Raw genomic sequence first — 21312 nt, forward strand, 5'->3', positions numbered from 1 at the left:
ATCGTTTGGCGGGCGTCGTGTGTTTCCGTCATGACTATGAGTGCCATCACGCGGTGGTGGTCACAGTCCGGCTGTTCGCGGCTTCCCGCCGACGGTTGACCGGTCCGGAGAGCATCAGATGACCGACGAAGAGCACCACCCCACCAACCACGCAACCGATCCATGGGCCAGCTGGGCCGACGGTGGCGAGCAGGGTGGTGCCGGCGACCGGCGCGAGGATCATCGACGAGCTGAAGCCGAGGGTGAACAGCGCCTGGTAGCGGCCGCGGGCGGCCGGTGGGGCCAGCTCGGAGACCAGCGACTGGGCATAGCCGGCCATCCCGATCTCGCCGAGCGTCCAGACCACCACGGTGCCGGCGTACGCCCACTGCGACTGCGCGAACGCGGTCAGCCCGAAGCCGATCCCGACCACCAGCCCGGAGACTGCCAGCACGTGCAGCGGCTGGAACCGCTGGAACCAGACCGCCGCGAACGGCTGGATCAACACGATGACCACGCCGTTCAGGGCGATCGCGGCGCCGAACTGGGCCGCCGACAAGCCGTGCATGTGCATGCTCAGCGGCAGCGTGACGTACGCCTGCGTGTAGATCGTCGAGTAAAGGACGGTCAGCGCGATCAGGGCCACCACCAGCGGGTCGCGTAGGGCGCTGCGGTAGCCCACCGCCGGCTCGTCGGTCCGCGCTCGAGGCTGCTCCGGGGTGCGGACCAGGAAGAAGATCAGCAGGCCGAAGACCAGGCAGGTGGCCGCGTCCAGCCCGAAGAGCAGGCCATAGCCGCGCTCGGCCAGCCAACCGCCGCCCACCGCGGCGATCGCGAAGCCGAGGTTGATCGCCCAGAACAGCAGGCCGTACGCGCGAGATCGGTGCGCCAGCGGCACCAGGTCCGCCACCATCGCGCCGGATGCCGGTCGGTAGAGGTCGGCGGTCAGGCCCACCACGAAACCGGCGGCGGTGATCGCGACCGGAGTCGTCGCGAGACCGAGCCCGACCATCGCGAGTGCGGCGGCGACCATCGAGCCGGCCAGCGCGACCCGCCGGCTGAGCCGGTCCGCGAGGAAACCTCCCAGCACCGGGCCGACCAGGCAGCCCGCGCCGTGGATGGCCAGGATCAGGCCGGTCTGGCCGATGCTGAGGCCACGCGCGGTCGTCAGGTAAAGCGCGAGGAACGGCTCCACGAAGGTGCCGAGCCGGTTGACCAGCACGCCCACCCACTGCACCCAGAAGGCCCGCGGCAGGCCGCCGTACGCGTTGGTGAAGACCTGCCGCAGCCGGCTGTCGCTGGTCCGCTGGGTCACCGCCGGCACCTGCTCGCGGGGTTCGAGTTGAGTCACCCCTGAAGCCTCGCGAGCAAGGTCCACTTCTACCAACTGTTTAGCGTACGCTTAATGGTTGGAGGTCCGCCGATGCTCGAGCTGGTATTCACCGTGCCCGATCTTTCCCAGCTGCGGTTCGCATATTCGCCGTTATGGGAGCTGGTCGCGAGTTTCCGGGTGCTGAACACGCCAGCCCGGCACGCGCTGCACGCACCCTGGATCACCCACGCCCGTCGACTCATCGCGGACAGCGAGCTGGCCGGGTCACCGGACCTGGAACTGATGCGCACGCTGGTGCCGGCGAACGGCTATATCCCGGACTTTCTCACTCCGCCGCCGACCACTCCGCTGCCGAACTTGCAAGACGAGCTGGCGGCCGTCCTGGAGACCCCGAGCGCGGTGATCCGCGCTGACCTGCGGCCGGTCGGCGTCGCCCCGTTGCAGTGCAGGTCCCGGGCCGGGATGGGAGAGCGGGTCGGTGCCTTCTACGACCATCCGCAGCGGACTCTGCGGCACCTCGTTGGCACTTTGCGCACGTACTGGGACCTGGTGTTGGCCGAACACTGGCCGCGGATCCGGACGCTGCTCGACGCGGACCTGTCGTACCGGACCGGCCGGCTCGCCCGCGGTGGCCCGACCCTGTTGTTCGCGGACCTGCACTCCCAGATCGAGTGGGCCGGCAACGTGTTGCGGATCGAGAAGAAATACCAGAACTCCATCGAGCTGGCCGGCCGCGGGCTGGTGTTGGTGCCCAGCGCGATGGCGTGGCCGAGCGCGATGATCATGCCGCCGCCCTGGCAGCCGACGCTGATCTATCCGCCGCGCGGGGTCGCGACGCTCTGGGAGACGGGAAAGTGGCGCCGAACGGCTTGTCCCCCGGCTGCTCGGCGAGACCCGCGCGAACCTGGTGGTGGCGCTGGCCGGGCCGACCTCGACCGGCGACCTGGCCCGTCGGCTCGAGGTCACTCCGGCGGCCGTTTCCCAGCACCTCGGAGTGTTGCGTGGCGCCGGCCTGGTCACCACCGACCGGCGCGGCCGGGGCGCCATTCACATGCGTACGCCCACCGCCGACGCTTTGGTAGCCAGTGCCTCCTAGTCGTGGAGCCTTGCATCGGATACCCTTAACGATCGTTAAGGCATTCGATGCGTGGACCGGGAGTGGCGATGTCTGAGTACGGGCTGTCTGAGGAGCATCAGGCGCTGACCGCGATGGTCCGCCGGTTCGCCACCGAGGTGATCGCGCCGCAGATCGGCGATCTCTACGTGAAGGAGGAGTTCCCGTACGAGATCGTCGCCCAGCTTGGCGAGCTGGGGATTTTCGGGCTGCCCTTCGGTGAGGAGTGGGGCGGCCAGGGTGGCGACTACCTGGCGTTCTGCCTCGCCATCGAGGAGATCGCCCGGATCGACTCGTCGGTGGCCGCGACGCTGGAGGCGGCGGTCGGTCTCGGCTCGGTGCCGCTGATGCGTTTTGGTACCGACGCGCAGAAGAAACAGTGGCTGCCCGACCTGGTGGCTGGGCGTACGGTCGGCGCCTTCGGCCTCACCGAGCCCGACGGTGGGTCGGACGCCGGCGCCACCCGGACCACCGCCCGGCTCGACGGTGACCAGTGGGTCATCAACGGGTCGAAGGCCTTCATCACCAACTCCGGCACGGACATCACCAGCATCATCACGGTGACCGCGGTGACTGGGCAGAAAGCCAACGGCGGCAAGGAAATCTCCGCGATCATCGTGCCGGCCGGCACGGCTGGCCTGACGGTGGCGCCGAAATACTCCAAGGTCGGCTGGAACTGCTCGGACACCCACGCGCTTTCTTTCGATGACGTACGGGTGCCAGCGGACAACCTGCTCGGCGAGCGCGGCCGCGGATACGCGCAGTTCCTGCAGACCCTCGACGAAGGCCGGATCGCGATTTCGGCGCTTGGCGTTGGCCTGGCTCAGGGCTGCGTCGACGAATGCGTGAAGTACGCGCAGGAGCGCAGCGCATTCGGCCAGCCGATCGCGAAATACCAGTCCATCGCCTTCAAAATCGCCGACATGCAGACGCGCGCGCACACGTCGCCCGTACCGCCTATTACGACGCCGCCCAGCGACTTCTCGCCGGCCAGGATTTCAAGCGAGAAGCGGCGATCGCGAAGCTCTACAGCTCCACGATCGCGGTGGACAACGCGCGGGACGCGACGCAGATCCACGGCGGCTATGGCTTCATGAACGAATACCCGGTGTCCCGGATGTGGCGTGACTCCAAGATCCTGGAAATTGGCGAAGGCACGTCCGAGGTGCAGCGGATGCTGATTGCCAGGTCACTGGGTCTGTAGCGTTTCCCCGCGGAATTTTGCTGGGCGTGTGGTGTCGCACGGAGCTGGCGGCCGGCCGCGCTTCACTGGGTAGGCGGGACCGTCAACTGGCGCGAAAATCGACCTGCGCGCGAGATTTCATTGCTTTCTCACAGGATCCCTCGTAGCCTCCCGTTCGGGCCCAAAGGCGGAGTAATCGGTCGGTACGTACGAAAGGGCACCGCGCCCTTTCGTAGGCACCGCGTGTTTTCGTGCGGGTCCATCACGGCTCCGCGCGTTTTCCGAGAGGAGAAGGAAAAATGCGCAGACCTCGGATTTTCGGTGCGGCGATTCTGGCGGTGGCAACGGTGGCCTTCTCGGTTCTTCTGCTGATCGGCGGCACGACCACCGCCGCATCCGCGATGCCGGCCTGTGGCGTACAAGAGGGCGGCGCCTCGGCTGCCGCGGTGAATCTGGTCAACAATGCCTGTACGAAAATCGGCGTCCCGTACTCGTGGGGCGGCGGGCACGCTGGTTCCGGGCCGGGCGAGACATACGGCATCTGCGACCCAAGCAATGGTGCCCCCAACGATTGCCATGTAAAGGGTTTCGACTGCTCGGGTTTCTCGCGCTGGGCGTATTGGGCGGCCACCGGCAGTGACCTGCTGGGAGCGACCGCGGCCGGGCAGTACAGCATCCTGACCAATCGCGGCTTCCCGAACATCGCTCCGGCGAATGTCCGGGCCGGGGACTACCTGTTCTACGGCTCGTCGGCGGGCAATATCCACCATGTCGCCATCGCGCTCGGCGGCGGATACATCGTGGAAGCGCTGGAGTCCGGGACCCTGATCCACGTGTCCACCTCTTATGCCGGGCACGGGGATCTTTACGCGTCCAAGCGGCCGCTTCCGTAAGACGTACCACCAAAAGGGGTCGCCGGAATTTCCCGGCGGCTCCTTTTTCAGTGCCTGGCGCGGTAAGCGCGCGTCTTCGCGATGCTGCCGCAACCCCGTCCGAACGGTCCGCCGGCGGTCATCGCGCACCACGTGCGGCTGCCGTTTCGGGACGTGTCATAGAAAACCCACCGGCAGTCCGGGCAGGCTCGCAGCCGGCGCCATCGGCCATCGGCAATCGCGGTGATCACTCGCGCGAGCAGCTGACCACTGGCCGTCGGTGCGGCGGCCACCAGTTCGACGGGTCGCGCGGAGCCGGCCGGCGCCAGCATCGGTACGAGCCGGTGCCGGGCCAGCTGGTCGGTGAGGCTCACCGGATGGCTCTGGCCAAGTGCTGCGCGCAAATCGTCCCGTAAAGCGCGCAGCTCGGGAAAGTCGGTCGGCGGCGCGAGATCCGGATAGGTGGCCGCCCAGTCGACGGTCTCCAGCTGGTCCTCGGCTTCCCGCGTGTCGTTCGGAATCACCCAGCTGTTGAGGAACGTCCTCACCACCTCGAGCCCGCCAGGCGCGGCTTCCTCTGCCATGTTCACCAGCATAACTCTTGACTGGTGAACATCTGCCCGACACACTCGCTGTTCACCAGTAAAGAGATTAGCCGGTAACGAGGAGGCGGTTATGGCAGGTCAGCTAGTGGTGTGTGGCACGGGGTGGACCCGGACCGGATCGACGCGGCCGCGGTCTTGTTCGGCGACGGCCGGATGTCAGCGCGCGGGACGAGCCTTACCGCGGACTACGCGCTGTCGTACGAGCTGGAGACCGTCGCGAGTTGGGTTACGGACCGCATCCGGGTACGGGTCGAGGCCCGCCGCTGGTGGCGTTCCCTCGACCTTCGCCGGGACGGCGACGGCCGGTGGACGGCAACGGTGGCCGGGGAGCGGGACGATCACCTCGGCCCGGCCGGTGTTCTGGATCCGGCAGGGCTGGCCGGCGCGCTGGACTGTGACCTGGCGTTCTGCCCGCTGACCAACACCATGCCGGTGCTTCGACACGACCTGGTGGCGGCCGGGCCGGGTACCTCCGCGGACTTCACGATGGCGTGGATTTCGGTGCCGGACCTCGCTGTCCATGTCTCACCACAGACGTACGTCACCCGCGGCCCGGCTCCGGACGGCGGTGCCTACGCCGACTTTCGCAGCGGAACCTTCCAGGCCTCCCTGCGCCTTGACCGGGATGGCTTGGTGATCGACTATCCCGGGTTGGGCGTACGCATCGACGGTGTCCACACCGAGGCGTCATGAGCGAACAGCACCCGGGCCGGATCGAGGGCGAGCAACCGGTCCAGCCACGGTGAACCACCGCCGTCGCCGACTTGGCGGCCGAAACTGGCGGCCGAATCGTGCGCCTGACCTGCCAGCACGACCGTGCCGTCGGCCTGTCGTACGACCAGCGACTGGTGGCCGGGCGAGCGCGCCCGGGCGTCGGCAGCAGCCACACCCCGTCTCCCAGTTCGGCCTCGCCGTCCAGCTCGGTGTACGTGACACCGGTGAAATCCACCAGCTCCGGGATCGTGTAGCCGCTGGTCCGGGCCGTGTTCAGCTCGGCCCGTTGGACCAGGATCGGCCGCCCGGCCAGCGCCGGGTTGCCGCCGCAGTGGTCGAAGTGCAGGTGGCAGTTGACGACCGCGCGATGTCGTCCTTGGGTCGCACCGGCCGCTGCCAGCGCTTGCCCGAGTGGGCGCCGGCGTGGCTGATAGTGCGCCTCGGTCTCCGGATCGACCGCACCGATGCCGGTGTCGAACAGGAGCAGACCATCGCGGTGATCGACCAGGTAGCCCAAGACCGGTTCGGTGCGCGAGTGGACACCGTCGACCTCGATCGGCGGCCGTACGTACTCGCCCAGGGTCACCCTCCGGATGCGGCTCACCCAGCCATGATGCGACCTGGCGTCGCCATCTCGGCGGCGTAACCTGAACGCGGCCGTAAGCCGACAGCTGAATGTGAGGTGAGCGCCATGGCGGAGCCCAAACCCACTGGCAACGCAAGGGCAACGCGTCCGCGCCGTCGCAGCGTCGCCCACACGCTGCGGGTGCCGGTGCGCGCCATCAGCAGGGTGCTGCCGCGTACGAACGCGGGCCATCACCACGGCACCGAGCCGAAAGAATCGGCCGAGCTGCCGATTATCGACTGTGGTCTCTACATTGAGGGCGTCCGCGAACCGGGCACTGTGGACTACCGCGAAGCCTTGCGGGAAGCCGAAAAACACCACAACTCGTTTGTCTGGCTCGGATTGAAAGAGCCGACCGAGGCGCATATGGACGAACTGGCAGAGGTTTTCGGCCTGCACCCGCTGGCCGTTGAGGACGCGGTGGTCGCGCACCAGCGGCCAAAACTGGAGCGTTATGGCGAAACCATGTTCGTCGTGCTCAAAACCGCCCGCTATGTGGAGCATCCGGCGCTCACCGCGACCAGTGAGGTGGTTGAGACCGGTGACGTGATGTTGTTTATCGGCAAGCATTTCGTGCTCACCGTCCGGCATGGCGACGCGTGCCATCTCTCCGGTGTACGGGCCGACCTCGACAACAGTCATGAGGACCTGTTGAAACAGGGGCCATGGGCGGTTTTCCACGCGGTCTGCGACAACATCGTGGACCGGTATGTGGAGGTCGCCGAGGCGATCGAGGACGACATCGACGAGATTGAGGCGGACGGACGTGTTTTCGTCCGGTGCCACCGATGTCCGACGGATTTACAACCTCAAGCGCGAGGTGATCGAGTTCAAACGCGCGGTGATTCCGCTGGCCAGGCCGCTGGAGGCGCTGCATTCGGGCCAGGTCGGCGGGGTGCCGCTGGAAATTCGCCGCTATATCCGGGACATCGCCGACCACGTCCGGCAAGTGACCGAAATGCAGCTCGGCTTCGACGACCTGCTCAATTCCGCGTTGCAGGCCGACCTGGCGCAAATCGGGGTTCAGCAGAACAACGACATGCGCAAGATTTCCGCCTGGGTGGCGATCGCCGCCGTACCAACAATGCTCGCCGGTATTTACGGTATGAACTTCGACCACATGCCCGAACTTCGGTGGGCGTACGGTTATCCGGCCATCCTGTTGGTGATGGCGGGTGTGTGCTTGCTGCTCTACCGGATGTTCCGGCGCAGCGGTTGGCTGTGAGGCCGCACAGCCGTTAGGGCGGCCGCCCCAGGTAGGTCGGCCGCCCTTTCGGGCCAGTTACTTGGGTGTGCTGCCGTTGGTACGGGTCGTGGACCGCGGCGTTTTCGCGGCGGTCTTCGCCGAACCGGTGGCGGCCGGGCTGCCGTTCGGAGTGGGAGTCCCGTTCGGGGTGGGTTTCGCGGCGGCCGGCTTCGCGACTGGGGTCTCAGAGGGTGCGTCGACAGGCTTCTGGGCCGCTGCCGTCGGCACGTCGGCGACCCGCGTACCGACCGGGTCGGTCGAGGGTGCGTCGTAGTCTTCCCAGCGCGGTTCCTCGGTCCGCCGGGCCAGCAGGCCGGCGGCCGCACCCACCGCGGCGCCCACCGCGAGCGCGCCGATCACCAGTGGCCAGCGGCGGCGCGGCTTGCCGGAGCGCAGCGCGAGGGTGGCGTCCTTTGCCCGGCGCTTGCCCTCGGCCACCGCGAGCTTGGCGTCCTTGCGGGCGCCGCGGGTTTGCTTCTCCAGCTCTTCTTGCCGGCCTTCTTGCCCGCCTTGCGGGCGTCACCGCTGGCCTCCAAAGCCGCTTCGACGATCGGGGCGAGCCCGGCGAGCGCCTTCTCTACCGTCGGCAGCACCGCGTCGCGGGCCTGCTCCACCTTGGGTGCGATGGCGTCTCGGGCCACCTCGGTCGCGGTGCCCGCCGCCGTACGCAAGTGGTCCAGGCCTTCGCCCAACTCGGCCACTATCTCGTCCTTGCTCGCGGTCGCCTTCCTACCGAAAGCCATCCGTTGCTCCCCTCGGTGCCGGATCGCTGGCTGTCCTATTCTCCATCTTCCACCCAGTCAAGCAGCGCCACCACACGGGGCAGTGGCCTGGTCATGGGCCGCATCGGGGCTGGCCGGGCCGGGTGGAAGAATGTAATCAGTTGGCGATGTGCCAGGTTGTCCAAGTGGTGAGACCGCATCGGGCGGTCCAATCCCAACCGCGGCCAGCGTCCGACACTCACTCAACCCAAGGAGAGCAGACCGTTGGCCGCCGAGGAACTCTACGCAACCCTGACCACCACATCGGGTCAGATCAGGCTCCGGCTGTTCCCAGACCACGCACCCAAGACCGTGCGCAACTTCGTCGAGCTGGCGGAGGGCACCCGGGAATGGACCGACCCGGCGACCAAGCAGAAGACGAACCGCAAGCTGTACGACGGAACGGTCTTTCACCGGGTGATCGCCGGCTTCATGATCCAGGGCGGTGACCCGCTGGGCCAGGGCATCGGCGGCCCGGGCTACCAGTTCGACGACGAGCCGCACCCCGACCTGGTCTTCGACCGGCCGTATCTGCTGGCGATGGCGAACGCTGGCATCCAGGGCGGCCGCGGCACGAATGGCTCGCAGTTCTTCATCACGGTCGGCCCAACCCCGCACCTGAACCGCAAGCACACCATCTTCGGCGAGGTCGTGGACGACGACAGCCGCAAGGTCGTGGACGCGATCGCCACCACTCGTACGGCGGCGGCGGCGACCGGCCGGCCACCGAGCAGGTCCTGGAGTCGGTCGTCATCGAGCGGGTCTCGTCTTGACCCTGCGATTGGCGCTCCCATGACGATGCAGCCGCCGTCGGGTCTCTCGTCGCCGCCGATGTGCTATCGGCACCCGTCGCGGGAGACCCATATCCGGTGCATCCGGTGTAACAAGCCCATCTGCCCGGACTGCATGAACGCCGCCTCGGTCGGCTTTCAGTGCCCCGACTGCGTACGAGAGGGCAGCCGGACCGTCCGATCAGGCCAGACTGTCTTCGGTGGGTCGCTCAGCGGGGAGCGCGGCACGGTCACCTATGTGTTGATCGCGCTCAACATCGGCGTGTACGTGGCGAACCTGATCTGGTCGGCCGCGGCCGGTGCGTCGGTGCAGCAGCTGATCCAGATCGCCGGTTTCGGCGGCGGGCCGGACCTGGACTACCTGGCGGGTGCTGCGAACAACGGCCAGTTCGGGGGGATTGACACCGGCCAGTTCTGGCGGTTGCTGACCTCCGACTTCGTGCATATCGGCATCCTGCACCTGGCCGTGAACATGTACGCGTTGTTCCTGTTCGGCCGGGAGTGCGAGCGGCTGCTGGGCCGCTGGCGGTTCCTGGTCCTCTACCTACTGACCGGTATTGGTGGCGGCACGCTGGTCTACCTGTTCCAGAACGTCAGCAGTGCGGCGGCGCGTCCGCGTCGCTGTTCGGCCTGCTGGCCGCGATGTTCTTCTTCTTCCGCAAGCTGAAGGCGAACCTCGGCGGCCTGGTCGGGATGATCGTGATCAACCTGGGGATCACATTCTTCGTGCCGGGGATCTCGATCCTGGGACACCTGGGCGGCATGGCCTCCGGCGCGCTGCTCGGAATCGGGCTGGCGTACGCGCCGCGTGGACCCATGAGACTGCCGGTGCAGGTCGGCACCATGGTCGCGGTCGCGATCCTGCTCTTCGTCCTGGTGGCCGGCAAAACCCTCGCCTCCAGCATTTTCTAGGCTGACGGCAGCACAGATCAGGCTTCTCCCGTACGCGGGAGGAGGCCCTGAAGTGTTTTTAGCGACCGGTTCGCAGCGAGCTGAGCCGCTCGGCCACCGCGGTGCAGTCCGCGCCGAGCTCGCTGGCGCTGAACAGGTGCAGTGTCTCGCCGGTGTCGATCTCGAGCAGTTCGGTCCGCAGGCCAAGACGCTTGCGCACGTCCACCCGTACCCGCTCGACCGCCGACCATGGCAGCTCGCGGTGACCACAGAAGCCGGTGACCACCCGGACGCCCTCGGGGCTTGCGGAGAGCCGGACCGGGGCGAGCAGATCCCGCAGCGTGAAGGCGGCCAACGCGACCGTACCGATCACCACCAGCGCGAGGGCGGCCCGGTCGCCGCCGGTCAGCAGCACCCCGGCCGCCACGAAGACCACCGTCAGGGCAGCCTTGAGGACGGTGAAACGGACCGGCACCCTCCACCGGGTGGTCAGACCCTCGGGCACGTTGTCCACACCGTCCTCATCCACAGTTGTGGATAACTCCTGGGGAAAACTACAAAGCTGTGTGTTTCCGCTGCTCAGCGCCACTGGGTGAGGACACCCAGAGACACCACCAACAGGCCGAAACCGGCCGCCAGGTTCCAGTACGACCAGGCCGCCACCGGGTAGCTGCCCTGGGACATGTAATACGTCACCAACCAGGCGATCCCCACTGCGATCAGCGTCAACGCGGTGATCGGCACCCACCGCGAGCTGGGCCGGCGCTTTCGGGCCCGCGCCATCGCTGACGGACGTGACTCCGTCGGCGGGGTGTAGACCTTCTTCTTACGAACACGAGACTTGGGCACTGGATTCTCCTCAGGCGATCCTCGCCAGCTAGCGTAGACAACATCTCGCGCCGATGAGGAGGCAACGTGTCCGCAGGTGGTGTTAACAACACATCTGGGTCATCTCAGCCTGGGGCCGAACGGGGCCAAATCGACCCTAAATCGGCGTCCTCGGGTGCGCCATCGGGGCGGACTCGCAGCGCTGACCGCAAGGCCGAGCGGCGCCGGCAGGCCCGCTGGTCGGTGGTGGTGCCGGTGGTGATGATCGGCGGCGGCATGTTGTTTGCGGCCAGCGCCGAGACCGCCAACGGCACTGACCTGCGGTCCGGCCGCCAGCTGCAACTGCAGCAACTCATCAACTCGCGCAACGCCACCGTCACTTCACAGGAAGCCACCGCCCGCGAGCTGCGCCGGCAGATCCAGCAGTCCACCGCCACTCGCGCGCACACCGACGGCCGGATCGCGGCGGCCCAGTCACAGTCCGGCGGGCTGGAGCAGCCAGCCGGGCTGACGGCGTTGGCCGGACCTGGCCTCACCGTCAGCCTGAACGACGCGCCGCACACCGCGGACGGCCAGTTGCCGCCCGGCGCCACCGTCAATGACGTGGTCGTCCACCAGCAGGACGTGCAGGCGGTGGTCAACGCATTGTGGGCTGGCGGAGCCGAAGCGGTCAGCGTCATGGGGCAGCGGTTGATCTCCACCGGGGCAGTGCGTTGCGTCGGCAACGTCCTGCTTCTGTACGGTCGTACGTACTCACCGCCGTTCGTGATCTCCGCGATCGGGCCACCGGAGAGCATGCGGGCGGCGCTGAACAGCGCTCCAGCGGTGCTCGCCTTCACCCAGGCGGCCAGGGACTTCGGTCTGGGCTACCGGGTCACCAGCCAGACCGATCTCAAGGTGCCGGGTTATATCGGCCAGGTGTCTTTGCCGCTGACCGGAGGAACGAAATGACCGTGTATCGCAGCTCAGCTGCGCTCGGGGGAAGTCCATATAGCAGTCATACGAACCAACAGGGCGGCAGCCACGCGGCCGCCTCGGCGAGCCTGGGCACCATCGTGCGGGCGATCATCCGCGGGTTCGGCCAGACGTTGATCACCCTCGGCCTGGTGGTGATGCTCTTCGCCGGGTACGAGGTCTATGGCAAGGAGCTGCAGGTCGATGGGAACAAGGACACCCTGAACTCGCAGCTCAACCAGCAGTGGAGCCACCAGACCGGCGCGGCCGCGAGCACCCCGATTCCCGGCCAGGGCCTCGCCCGGATCTACATCCCCCGGCTGCAGAAGGACTGGGTCGTGGTGGAGGGTGTCACCCCGCACGACATCAGGCTGGCGCCGGGCCACTACCCGAAATCCCAGCTGCCCGGCCAGGTCGGCAACTTCGCGGTCGCCGGTCACCGGATCAAGGCCATTTTCTACGACCTTGACCAGCTCAAGAACGGTGACGAGATCGTCGTCCAGACCCGTACGGACTGGTTCATCTACAAGGTCAGCCTGACCGAGATCGTCAGCCCGCACGAGGTGTCGGTGGTCGACCCGGTGCCGCACCACCCAGGTGCCACGCCGACTCAGAAGATGATCACCCTGACCACCTGCAACCCGAAGTGGGACAACTACCAGCGGCTGATCATCCACGGGGTGTTGGCCAGCACCCAGCCGACCTCCGCCGGCCAGCCGCCCGAGATCACCGGGAGCTGATCGCCGTGTACACCTGGATCTGGCGCGTTCTGCCCGGCGGCCTGCCCGGCAAGATCATCGGCACCATCGTGCTGCTCGCGCGGTCGCGATCGCGTTACTGTGGCTCGTGGTCTTCCCACTGCTGGAGCCGCTGTTGCCGTTCGGAGACGTGACGGTCAACTGAGCCACCCGCAGTCGGTCAGGGGCCCTTCGCCAGCGCGAGGGGCCCTTTTCCGTCTGCTGTGGCGCGTGCGGGCAAGTGCGTAAACCGGCCTCAGACAGCTTTCAGGGGCTTCCTGCCGTACGACGGACCCACCGACCTTGGCGGCGTACGACAGTGGCCCACCGGGCGCTGTCCGCGCTCGATGGGCCACTGTCCTGCGGGCGATCAGTTGGTGTTCGTACCCGTGCCGCCGGCGGTCGTGGTGGTCGGTGGGGTCGGGTTGGTCGTGGTGCCACCACCGGGGCCGCCGACGAGAGTGCCGGAGCTGGTCGTGGGGCTGGGCGTCACTTGCTGGTGGCGCCAGACGACCAACTGACTGTGACTGTGGTGTTCTTGGCCGCGTTGGAGTTGCCGTCCGGCGTCTGGCTGGCGACCGTGTTGTCCTTGGACTGGTCGTCGGTGTTCTTGTAACTCACGCTCACCTTGAAACCGGCTTGGGTGAGCTGGCTGCGAGCGTCCACGAGGGCGCTGCCCACCACGTCCGGCACCGGGATCAGGCCACCGGCGACCTTGACGTTGATGGTGCCGCCAGCCGGGATCGTGCCGGTCTTGGGGTCCTGCGAGGTGATCGTTCCGGCGGTGGCGTTCGAGGCGTTGTCCGCGGTCTGCACCACATGCACACCCTTGCCGGTTGCCCACGTCTGCAGGGCCGTCACCGGCTGCCCCGTGAAGTCCTGAACGGTGACCGGGGCCGGGCCGGTGCTGATGGTCAGGCTGCAGCTCGCGCCCTTTTTCGCCTGGGATTTGCCGTCCGGGCTCTGCTTCGTCACGTTGCCGGCGGGGACCGCGGGGTCCGCGGCGGTCGGTGTGTCGCAGTTGGTGAAGCCGGCCTGGCTCATGGTCGAGACGGCCTGCGCCTTCGGCTGTCCCACCACGCTCGGCACCTCTACAGTCGAGCCGCTGAGCAGGAAGGTGGTGGCCAGCGCCGCGACCGCGAAAACGATGATCACCGCGAAGACCACACCGGTGATGATCAGCCCACGGCGGCGCCGGTGCTCCTCCTCCGGCTCGACCCGGCGATGGTGTTGCTGCTGGAGCGGCGCGCGCGCTGATCAGCTGCGTACGCTCGTCGTCGCTCATCACCGGGGTTGCCGACACCGGCCGGCCAGCGGCGGCCCGGAGCAGGTCCGACCGCATCTCGGCGCCAGACTGGTAGCGGTTCGCCGGGTTCTTCGCCATCGCCTTCAGCACGATCGCGTCCACGTCCGGCGTGACGTCCGGGTTGAGCTGGCCCGGCGGGATCGGGTTCTCCCGTACGTGCTGGTACGCCACCGCGACCGGGCTGTCACCGGTGAACGGCGGATGCCCGACCAGCAGCTCGTAGAGCAGACAGCCGGTGGAGTAAACGTCCGACCGGGCGTCCACGGTCTCGCCGCGGGCCTGCTCGGGCGACAGGTACTGGGCCGTACCGATGACCGCCGACGTCTGGGTCATCGTGGACGTGCCGCCGGCCACCGCGCGGGCGATGCCGAAGTCCATCACCTTGACCGCGCCGGTGGTCGTCAGCATCACGTTGGCCGGCTTGATGTCCCGGTGCACGATGCCGTTGCGGTGGCTGAAGTCCAGCGCCGAGCACACGTCGGCGGTGATCTCCATGGCCCGCTCTGGCTGCAGGCGGCCCTCGTCGGCGAGCACTTCCTTAAGGGTGCGGCCCTCGACGTACTCCATGACGATGAACGGCAGCGGGACGCCGTCGGCGCTGGTCTCCTCGCCGGTGTCGTAGACCGCCACGATTGACGGGTGGTTCAGCGAAGCGGCGTTCTGCGCCTCTCGCCGGAACCGGGCCTGAAAGCCCTGGTCGCGGGCCAGGTCCGCGCGCAGCACCTTGACCGCCACGTCACGGCCCAGCCGCTGGTCGTTGCCGCGGTGCACCTCGGCCATGCCGCCGTAGCCGAGAATCTCTCCGAGCTGGTAACGACCGCCGAGCAGACGTGCCTCAGTCATGCCACTGCCCCGAAAGGATCTCATCTGCCGGCTGACAGCAGACGGCTCCCCGCTGGTCTGGTTCACCGGCGCGGGGCGTGGAACGCCGCCTGGCTGGCACGGACATCTGCGTTCTTCCTGACCTCTCTACAGTTCCTACGAATTCGTCGTAGCCGGCGGCGTCGGAGACGCCGGTGGGGCGCTGGTCGGTGGCGGTGGGGCCGCCTTCTGGCAGTAGACCGTCACTGTCTGGCCGCGCATCGCCTGGGTAGGCGTGACCGAGTTGACAGTGCCCGGAGTGCCGTTCGGGTTGTCGTTCAGGACCTCCTGGGTGGCCAGGCCCTTGGCGCGAATCTGGCTCTCCGCCTGCGCGCACGGCTTGCCCACATAGTCGGGGGGGGGTTTCAGCACGATGGGCTGCGGCGGCGCGGAGCCGGCGTGGCCGCCACCGGGCACGCCGGGCTGGGAGGGTGGCTGGACGACCGGGCCGACCGAGTGGCCCGCGGCCGGCGCCTGGCCGGTGGGTGAGGAGACCTTGGCGGACGGGCTGGCCGGGGCACTGCCCGTGCCGGCGCCCTGCGGCGCGGTGTCCGAGCCGTTCCCGTTCGGGTTGCCGGTCACCTTGCTCTGCGAGTTCACCACCTGCGGGTTCACGTTGTGCATCGTGATCGCGTAGCCGGCGCCGACCAACAGGACCAGCGCGAAGGCGGCGGCGATGCCGATCGCCCACGCACCCGTACGGCGACCGCCCCTGCGTTGCCGGATGGTGGTGCCCAGCGCGGCCGCGTTGGCCACCGTCGGGGAGGCCAGTACGACCGTGCCGCGGCCCGGCTTTGGGATCCGCGGGGTCGGCGCCTTGCCGGACGACGTGACGACCCCGGACATGGCCGCCCGGGCCGCGCTGGACAGCACGTCCATCGAGGCGAACCGGGAGCCTGGCTCCTTGGCCATCGCCCGGGTGACCAGCGCCCGAGCCGCCGGTGGGATGTCCGACGGCAGTGCCGGCGGCTTGTCCCGCAAGTGCGCGAGCGCCACCCGGGTGGGGTTCTCGTCGGTGAACGGCCGGCGGCCGGACAGGCACAGGTACGCCACCACGCCGAGCGAGTACTGGTCGCTGGCCGGAGTGGCGCGCTTGCCAGCGGCCTGTTCGGGCGGCAGGTACGCGGCCGTACCGAAGACCTGACCGGAGGATGTGATGTGGCTGGACTCGACCGTACGAGCGATGCCGAAGTCGGTCACCACGATGGTGTTTGCGCCGGTGGCCGGGTCGTGCTGGACCATCAGGTTGGCCGGCTTCACGTCCCGGTGGATGACTCCGGCCCGGTGCGCGGCCTGCAGCGCCTCGGCGGTCTGCGCGATCAGCTCGAGAGTGGTGTCCACCGGCAGCTTGCCGACCCGGGCCAGCAGCAGGTCGGACAGCGGTTCGCCGTCGACCAGCTGCATCACCAGATACGCCTGTGGGGGGCCACCCTCAACCGAGGTCTCGCCGTAGTCGTACACGGCGGCTATGCCGGGGGTGGTGCAGCCGCGCGGTGTTCCGCGCCTCGGCCCGGAACCGGTCGACGAAGCCCGGATCGGTGGAGAGCTGGGCGTGCATGATCTTCAGTGCGACCGAGCGGCCCAGCACCTCGTCGTGTCCCCGCCAGACCTCGCCCATGCCGCCAACGGCAATCCGCGAGTCCAGCCGGTAACGGCCACCCAGTAACGCACCCATGGTCACATTCATCACTGCCTCGCAGCCTCAACAGCGGCTTGGAGAACCTTGCCGCCGATCGCAGTCGGGACCGAACTTGACCCCCCCGCCGGCCTGGTCCAGCACGACGGCTACCGCCGCCACTGGCTTGCCGCCGTCGATCGCGTATCCGATGAACCACACTGTGTCTTGCTTGCCGTCGCCGTTCTGTGCCCGTGCCGGTCTTGCCGCCGACCGTCACCCCGGAGATCTGCGCCTTCTTGCCGGTGCCGTCACTTACCACCGACTGCATCATCTGCTGCAGCTGCTGTGCGACCGCAGGGGTCATCGGCTGGCCGTACTGCGACGGGCTGGTCTTGCCCAGCGACAACAGGTCCGGGCCCTGCACGTCACTGACCAGGTACGGCTTCATCTCGGTGCCGTTGTTAGCCACCGCGCCGGCAATCATGGCACCCTGCAGCGGCGTCATGCGGACGTCCCGCTGACCGATCGAGGACTGTGCCAACGAGGGCTGGTCCACGATCGCGCCGAGCTTGCTCTGTGCCGCATGGATCGAATCATTGGAGATATCGGCGTCAAAGCCAAACGCGTTGGCCTGTTTGCGTATTTTGTCCGTACCTAAAGTTACCCCAAGATGCGCATACGCAGTGTTACAGGAAACTCTCAGAGCGTCGAGCAGCGTGGTCGGGTCGCCGGTGCAGGCCGTTCCGTCGTCGTTCTTGATCGGCGTGCTAGTGCCGGGCGCGACGTACTGCAGACCGGCCGGGACCTTGGTTTGCGGGTTGAAGCCGTTAGCGAGGGCGGCCGCCGAGACGATCGTCTTGAACGTCGACCCGGGTGGGTAGCTCTCCTTGAGCGCCTTGTTCAGCAGCGGTGAGTTGGTTTCGTCGCTGTTGAGCCGGGTGAAGGCGCTCTTCTCGGATGCGGAGTCGTGAGTGGAGAGCTGGTTCGGGTCGAATGACGGGCTGGAGGTCTCGGCCAGGATCGCGCCGGTCCGCGGGTCCAGCGCGACGACCGCGCCGCGGAACTGGGACTGCGCGGCCAGCCCGTCGAAGGCGGCCTGCTGCACCTTCTGCTTGACGGTCACGATCACGTTGCCGCCCTGCGGCTGCCGCCCGGTGACCAGGTCCGACAGCCGCCGGACGAACAACTGGTCGGAGTCGCCAGACAGGATCGGGTCCTGATCCGCCTCCAGGCCGGTCTTGCCGTAGCTCACCGAGTCGTAGCCGGTGACGGCCGCGTAGAGCGGGCCGGCCGGGTACGTCCGCAAGTACTTCAACTTGCCGGAGGTCTGCTGGACCGACGCGATCGCCTGCCCGTCCGCGTTCACGATCTGGCCGCGCTTGCGGTTGAAGTCCTGGATCAGCGTGCGCGGGTTCCGCGGGTCCGTACGGTATGCCCCGGCCTTGATGAACTGGACGTAGTTCAGGTTGATGAACAGCAGGGCGAACAGGACCATCACTGACACCGCCACCCGGCGGATGGGAGCGTTCACAGCCGGACCACCTCCGTCGGTGCGCTTTTTGCAGTTGCACCGCGGGCGCGGCCGTCACGGCCGGCCGCCGGCCGGTGTCCGAGATGCGTAGCAGGATGGCCACCAGGATCCAGCTGGCCAGCAGGGACGAGCCGCCGTACGAGAGCCATGGGGTGGTCACGCCGGTCAGCGGGATGAGGTCGGAGACCCCGCCGATGATGACGAAGACCTGCAGGCCGATCGAGAAGGCCATGCCGCCGGCGAGCAGCTTGCCGAACGAGTCCCGTACGTCCAGGGCGGTCCGCATGCCGCGCAGGCTGATGATCGCGTAGAGCATCAGAATCCCGGTCAGACCGAAGAGTCCGACCTCCTCGCCCAACGTGGTGGTGATGAAGTCGCTGGAGGCGACCGGCACGATGGCCGGATGACCGGCTCCAGGCCCGGTGCCGAACAGGCCGCCGCTGCCCAGTGCGAACAGTGACTGGACCAGTTGGTAGCCGGTGCCGGCGGCGTCCGCGAACGGGTGCAGCCAGATGTCCACTCGCAGTTGAACGCGAGCCACCACGGACCACGCGAAGACCGACCCGCCGATGAACATGACCAGGCCGATCAGCAGCCAACTGGTCCGCTCGGTGGCGATGTAGAGCATCGTGATGAAAATGCCGAAGTAGAGCAGCGAGGTGCCCAGGTCCCGCTCGAACATCAACACCAGCAGCGAGACCAGCCAGGCGGTCACCACCGGGCCGAGGTCGCGGCCGCGGGGCAGGTCGATGCCGACGAACCGCTTGCTCGCCAGTGACAGCACGTCCCGCTTGCTGACCAGATATGACGCGAAGAAGACCATCAGCGCCAGCTTGCCGAACTCACCGGGCTGGATCTGCCCGACGCCGGGCAGTGCGAGCCAGATCTTCGCGCCGTTGTTGTTCGGGTCGCTGATCCGGGACGGCAGCACCGCGGGCAGGATCACGAACAGCAGGCCGCCGATGCCCAGCGTGTACGAATACCGGGAGAGCACCCGGTGGTCCCGAATGAACAGCAGGACCACGCAAAACGCGGTGATCCCGACCAGTGTCCAGATGACTTGCCGCAGGCCCTGGCCGCCGTACGTCTCCGGCAGCGTGCCGCTGCCGGTGGCCGAGACCAGCCCGAGCCGCTGGATGAAGATCACGCCGATGCCGTTCAGCAGCGCGACACACGGAAGGATGATCGGGTCCGCGTACGAGGCGAAAAACCGCACGACCACGTGCGCGATCAGGAAGACCGCGGTCAGCGCCGCCGGGATGTAAACGCAGTTCAGGTTGATGGTGCCCTGAAGTGCCGCCTGGATGGACGCGGACACCATCATCACACGATCGCCATCGCCACGAGCAGCAGCAACAGCTCGGCGTTGCGCCGGGTGGGCTGCCGTCGACCGGCCGGGCGGGCGGTCGGTGCGGACGCGGTGGTCGTACTCATCGCAAGCTCATCTCATCGTGGTCGGCAGGTCGAGTCGGCTGGCGGAGTGCTCGGGCTGGGAGTCGGGGAGGGGGACTGCGACACGGACGGATGCGGGCTGGGCGAGCCACCGGGATGTGGGCTGGGCGTGCCGCCGGGGTGTGGGCTGGGCGAGCCGCCCGGCCGGACCGGGTCGGTGCCGGTCTGCCCGATCGGGGCACACAACGGCTTCAGCTGGTCCCGCAGCCGCTTCACGATCGCTTCGGCGTCGCTGGCGTCCTGCGCGGTGATGCCCTCGGACACCGAACGGGCGGCCACTGGCTGCAGATCGGTGAGCACGATGTCGCTCTCGCTGGAGAGCCGGGACAGACCTATCCCGGCCACCGTTCCCCGTACGCCCCGAAAGATCGCGACATGCCCGTCGGTGGTGGCGCCGACGTAGTACTGGTTCTGCGTGTACGTCCAGCCGCCGAAACCGATCGCGGCCACCACGATCAGCGCGGCGACCACCAGCAGGGTCGTACGAACGCGGTGCCGCGGCGGTGCCGGGTCGTCGTCCTCTTCGTCGTCTTCCTCGACCGCGGGATGCGGGCGGGCCAGTGCCGCCCGGCCAGCCGCCGAGTCCGGTCGCGCGCCGGAGGCCCGGCCGCGGTCCCGGGCCGCCGCACCGCCCACCACTGGGGCGTCGTCGCCGGTCTCGCGCTCCATGATGTCCGCCACGATCACCGTGACGTTGTCCGGCGCGCCGGCCCGCAGTGCCAGCGACACCAGCCGGTCGGCGACCTGGGCCGGCGTCTGCAGGCCCATGGTCTCGCCGATCGTCTCCTCGCTGACGACCACGGTAAGGCCGTCGCTGCACAGCAGGTAGCGATCGCCCGGCACGGCCTCGCGAACCGAGAAGTCCGGATCCACGTCCCGGCCGTCCAGCGCCCGGGTCAGCAGCGAGCGCTGCGGATGGGTGCCGGCCTCCTCCTGGGTGATCCGGCCCTCGTCGACGAGCATCTGCACGTACGTGTCGTCGCGGGTGATCTGGTTGACGTCGCCGTCCCGATACACGTACGCGCGAGAGTCGCCGACGTGCACGACCGCCAGCCGGTTGCCGGAGAACAGCATCGCGGTCAGCGTGGTGCCCATGCCCTCCAGTGCCGAGTTGTCCTCCACGGCCCGGCGGAGCTGGTCGTTGGCGTCGGCCACCGCGTTCTTGAGGGCATCCACCAGGTCCGCGCCGGGAGCGTCCTCGTCCAGCGGCGCGAGCGCGGCGACCACGATGTTGCTGGCCACCTCGCCGGCGGCCATGCCGCCCATGCCGTCGGCGACCGCCAACAGCCGGGGTCCGGCGTAGACCGAATCCTCGTTGCCTTCACGGATCAGTCCGCGGTCGGACTTGGCGGCGTAGCGCAGGGTCAGACTCATGAGGTCAGTCCGATCTTTCGGACGATCTCAAGGCTGCGCTGCCTCTGGGAAGTCTGAGTCATGACCTCAACTCGAACGATGTGCGGCCGATGCGTACGACCGCACCGAGGGGGACAGGGGTCGGACCGGTCACCTTGGCTCGGTCGAGGTACGTCCCGTTGGTCGAACCAACATCCTCCACCAGCCATTGACCGCCCCGAGGAACCAACCGGGCGTGCCGGGTGGAAGCGTAGTCATCGGTCAGTACCAGCGTCGAGTCGTCCGCCCGGCCGATGGTGATAGGGCTGTCTCCTAGCGTGATCCGAGTTCCGGCGAGAGCACCTTCGGTGACCACCACAGTACGTGCCGTCTTGCCGCGCTTGACCTTCGCAGGTCGTGCGGACGCCGACGGGATGCCCCGCGGACTCGCCACCAACCTGGCCTGCCGGGTCCCGAACAGGTCGCGGCGAACGACACCGATCACCGCGAACACGAAGATCCACAGCAGCGCCAGGAACCCGAAACGGGCGACGGCGAGTACGACCTCAGGCATGTGTC

At 67.9% G+C, this 21312-nt stretch carries 20 protein-coding genes and 7 pseudogenes; 11 read left to right on the plus strand and 16 right to left on the minus strand.

Going from position 1 to position 21312, the window contains the following annotated elements; translation table 11 throughout:
- Nucleotides 1–46: 46 nt before the first annotated feature.
- Complete coding sequence (locus tag GNX96_RS12475) at nucleotides 47–1330, minus strand: MDR family MFS transporter (protein WP_163568211.1); 1284 nt, start codon at nucleotides 1328–1330, stop codon at nucleotides 47–49.
- A gap of 72 nt (nucleotides 1331–1402) precedes the next feature.
- Here GNX96_RS12475 and GNX96_RS67150 point away from each other — a divergent pair, with 72 nt between their 5' ends.
- The 3 genes and pseudogenes from GNX96_RS67150 (at nucleotide 1403) to GNX96_RS12495 (ending at nucleotide 4502) form a co-directional block, all read left to right on the plus strand.
- Nucleotides 1403–2437, plus strand: coding sequence for a DUF5937 family protein (locus GNX96_RS67150; protein ID WP_279580147.1), 1035 nt, complete (start codon nucleotides 1403–1405; stop codon nucleotides 2435–2437).
- Nucleotides 2438–2476: 39 nt separating this feature from the next.
- Nucleotides 2477–3630, plus strand: a pseudogene (locus GNX96_RS12490) (acyl-CoA dehydrogenase family protein).
- 278 nt (nucleotides 3631–3908) lie between these two features.
- On the plus strand, nucleotides 3909–4502 hold the full coding sequence (locus GNX96_RS12495) for a C40 family peptidase (RefSeq protein WP_163568214.1): 594 nt from the start codon (nucleotides 3909–3911) through the stop codon (nucleotides 4500–4502).
- Between the two features lie 47 nt (nucleotides 4503–4549).
- On the opposite strand, the gene GNX96_RS12500 is transcribed toward GNX96_RS12495, so the two are convergent.
- Complete coding sequence (locus tag GNX96_RS12500; protein WP_163568215.1) at nucleotides 4550–5065, minus strand: CGNR zinc finger domain-containing protein; 516 nt, start codon at nucleotides 5063–5065, stop codon at nucleotides 4550–4552.
- A 111-nt stretch (nucleotides 5066–5176) separates the two neighbouring features.
- On the opposite strand from GNX96_RS12500, the gene GNX96_RS12505 reads away from it, so the two are divergent.
- Entirely contained in the window at nucleotides 5177–5779 is a 603-nt protein-coding gene (locus GNX96_RS12505) for a putative glycolipid-binding domain-containing protein (RefSeq protein WP_279580149.1), read from the plus strand.
- Here GNX96_RS12505 and GNX96_RS51205 read toward each other — a convergent pair.
- Complete coding sequence (locus GNX96_RS51205; protein WP_279580150.1) at nucleotides 5728–5973, minus strand: MBL fold metallo-hydrolase; 246 nt, start codon at nucleotides 5971–5973, stop codon at nucleotides 5728–5730. The genes GNX96_RS12505 and GNX96_RS51205 overlap by 52 nt on opposite strands.
- 107 nt (nucleotides 5974–6080) lie before the next feature.
- A pseudogene (locus GNX96_RS63280) lies at nucleotides 6081–6617 on the minus strand (MBL fold metallo-hydrolase); the annotation flags it as partial.
- Between GNX96_RS63280 and corA the strand changes: the two are divergent.
- Nucleotides 6573–7650: pseudogene (gene corA / locus GNX96_RS63285) on the plus strand (magnesium/cobalt transporter CorA). The pseudogenes GNX96_RS63280 and corA sit on opposite strands and share 45 nt — an antisense overlap.
- 57 nt (nucleotides 7651–7707) lie before the next feature.
- Here the strand turns inward: corA and GNX96_RS12520 are convergent.
- Entirely contained in the window at nucleotides 7708–8109 is a 402-nt protein-coding gene (locus GNX96_RS12520; RefSeq protein WP_163568216.1) for a hypothetical protein, read from the minus strand.
- Nucleotides 8028–8414, minus strand: a complete 387-nt coding sequence (locus GNX96_RS12525) for a hypothetical protein (protein WP_163568217.1) — start codon at nucleotides 8412–8414, stop codon at nucleotides 8028–8030. The genes GNX96_RS12520 and GNX96_RS12525 overlap by 82 nt, the downstream gene beginning before the upstream one ends.
- Nucleotides 8415–8657: 243 nt before the next feature.
- On the opposite strand from GNX96_RS12525, the pseudogene GNX96_RS12530 reads away from it, so the two are divergent.
- The 3 genes and pseudogenes from GNX96_RS12530 to GNX96_RS12540 all read left to right on the plus strand — a co-directional run bounded on the left by GNX96_RS12530 (nucleotide 8658) and on the right by GNX96_RS12540 (nucleotide 10135).
- Nucleotides 8658–9205, plus strand: a pseudogene (locus tag GNX96_RS12530) (peptidylprolyl isomerase).
- 133 nt (nucleotides 9206–9338) lie between these two features.
- Nucleotides 9339–9890 carry a rhomboid family intramembrane serine protease gene (locus GNX96_RS12535; protein WP_163568218.1) on the plus strand — a complete coding sequence of 184 codons (552 nt, stop codon included), beginning with the start codon at nucleotides 9339–9341 and terminating at the stop codon, nucleotides 9888–9890.
- Nucleotides 9866–10135: a hypothetical protein gene (locus tag GNX96_RS12540; protein ID WP_279580153.1), complete on the plus strand. Its 270-nt coding sequence runs from the start codon at nucleotides 9866–9868 to the stop codon at nucleotides 10133–10135. The genes GNX96_RS12535 and GNX96_RS12540 overlap by 25 nt, the downstream gene beginning before the upstream one ends.
- Nucleotides 10136–10193: 58 nt before the next feature.
- On the opposite strand, the gene GNX96_RS12545 is transcribed toward GNX96_RS12540, so the two are convergent.
- Nucleotides 10194–10643 carry a PH domain-containing protein gene (locus GNX96_RS12545; protein WP_279580154.1) on the minus strand — a complete coding sequence of 150 codons (450 nt, stop codon included), beginning with the start codon at nucleotides 10641–10643 and terminating at the stop codon, nucleotides 10194–10196.
- A gap of 50 nt (nucleotides 10644–10693) precedes the next feature.
- Nucleotides 10694–10963 (minus strand): cell division protein CrgA, encoded by a 270-nt coding sequence (locus GNX96_RS12550; RefSeq protein WP_163568221.1) that lies wholly within the window; start codon nucleotides 10961–10963, stop codon nucleotides 10694–10696.
- Nucleotides 10964–11191: 228 nt separating this feature from the next.
- On the opposite strand from GNX96_RS12550, the gene GNX96_RS12555 reads away from it, so the two are divergent.
- From GNX96_RS12555 to GNX96_RS51220, 3 genes are read left to right on the plus strand one after another with little or no spacing between them, the layout of a single operon-like run.
- Nucleotides 11192–11893 (plus strand): DUF881 domain-containing protein, encoded by a 702-nt coding sequence (locus GNX96_RS12555; protein ID WP_279580155.1) that lies wholly within the window; start codon nucleotides 11192–11194, stop codon nucleotides 11891–11893.
- The gene (locus GNX96_RS12560; protein ID WP_163568222.1) at nucleotides 11890–12636 is read left to right on the plus strand and encodes a class E sortase; all 747 of its coding nucleotides are present in this window, start codon (nucleotides 11890–11892) and stop codon (nucleotides 12634–12636) included. Before GNX96_RS12555 ends, GNX96_RS12560 begins: the two co-directional genes overlap by 4 nt.
- Nucleotides 12637–12641: 5 nt before the next feature.
- Nucleotides 12642–12788, plus strand: a complete 147-nt coding sequence (locus GNX96_RS51220; protein WP_279580156.1) for a hypothetical protein — start codon at nucleotides 12642–12644, stop codon at nucleotides 12786–12788.
- Nucleotides 12789–13122: 334 nt separating this feature from the next.
- On the opposite strand, the gene GNX96_RS63290 is transcribed toward GNX96_RS51220, so the two are convergent.
- The 8 genes and pseudogenes from GNX96_RS63290 to GNX96_RS12595 all read right to left on the minus strand — a co-directional run bounded on the left by GNX96_RS63290 (nucleotide 13123) and on the right by GNX96_RS12595 (nucleotide 21307).
- Nucleotides 13123–13677, minus strand: a complete 555-nt coding sequence (locus tag GNX96_RS63290) for a PASTA domain-containing protein (protein WP_390623991.1) — start codon at nucleotides 13675–13677, stop codon at nucleotides 13123–13125.
- 145 nt (nucleotides 13678–13822) lie between these two features.
- A pseudogene (gene pknB / locus GNX96_RS63295) lies at nucleotides 13823–14782 on the minus strand (Stk1 family PASTA domain-containing Ser/Thr kinase); the annotation flags it as partial.
- Between the two features lie 135 nt (nucleotides 14783–14917).
- Nucleotides 14918–16261: a protein kinase domain-containing protein gene (locus GNX96_RS12575; RefSeq protein WP_163568224.1), complete on the minus strand. Its 1344-nt coding sequence runs from the start codon at nucleotides 16259–16261 to the stop codon at nucleotides 14918–14920.
- A complete protein-coding gene (locus GNX96_RS51225) occupies nucleotides 16233–16487 on the minus strand; it encodes a hypothetical protein (RefSeq protein ID WP_279580158.1) in 255 nt (84 codons plus the stop codon). The genes GNX96_RS12575 and GNX96_RS51225 overlap by 29 nt, the downstream gene beginning before the upstream one ends.
- A gap of 232 nt (nucleotides 16488–16719) precedes the next feature.
- A pseudogene (locus GNX96_RS63300) lies at nucleotides 16720–17913 on the minus strand (penicillin-binding transpeptidase domain-containing protein); the annotation flags it as partial.
- 82 nt (nucleotides 17914–17995) lie between these two features.
- Nucleotides 17996–19383: pseudogene (locus GNX96_RS63305) on the minus strand (FtsW/RodA/SpoVE family cell cycle protein); the annotation flags it as partial.
- Between the two features lie 12 nt (nucleotides 19384–19395).
- Nucleotides 19396–20775, minus strand: coding sequence for a PP2C family protein-serine/threonine phosphatase (locus GNX96_RS12590; protein ID WP_163568226.1), 1380 nt, complete (start codon nucleotides 20773–20775; stop codon nucleotides 19396–19398).
- Between the two features lie 58 nt (nucleotides 20776–20833).
- Entirely contained in the window at nucleotides 20834–21307 is a 474-nt protein-coding gene (locus GNX96_RS12595) for an FHA domain-containing protein FhaB/FipA (RefSeq protein ID WP_163568227.1), read from the minus strand.
- Nucleotides 21308–21312 lie beyond the last annotated feature (5 nt).

Source organism: Fodinicola feengrottensis (assembly GCF_010993775.1).
Taxonomy (GTDB): Bacteria; Actinomycetota; Actinomycetes; order Mycobacteriales; family HKI-0501; genus Fodinicola; species Fodinicola feengrottensis.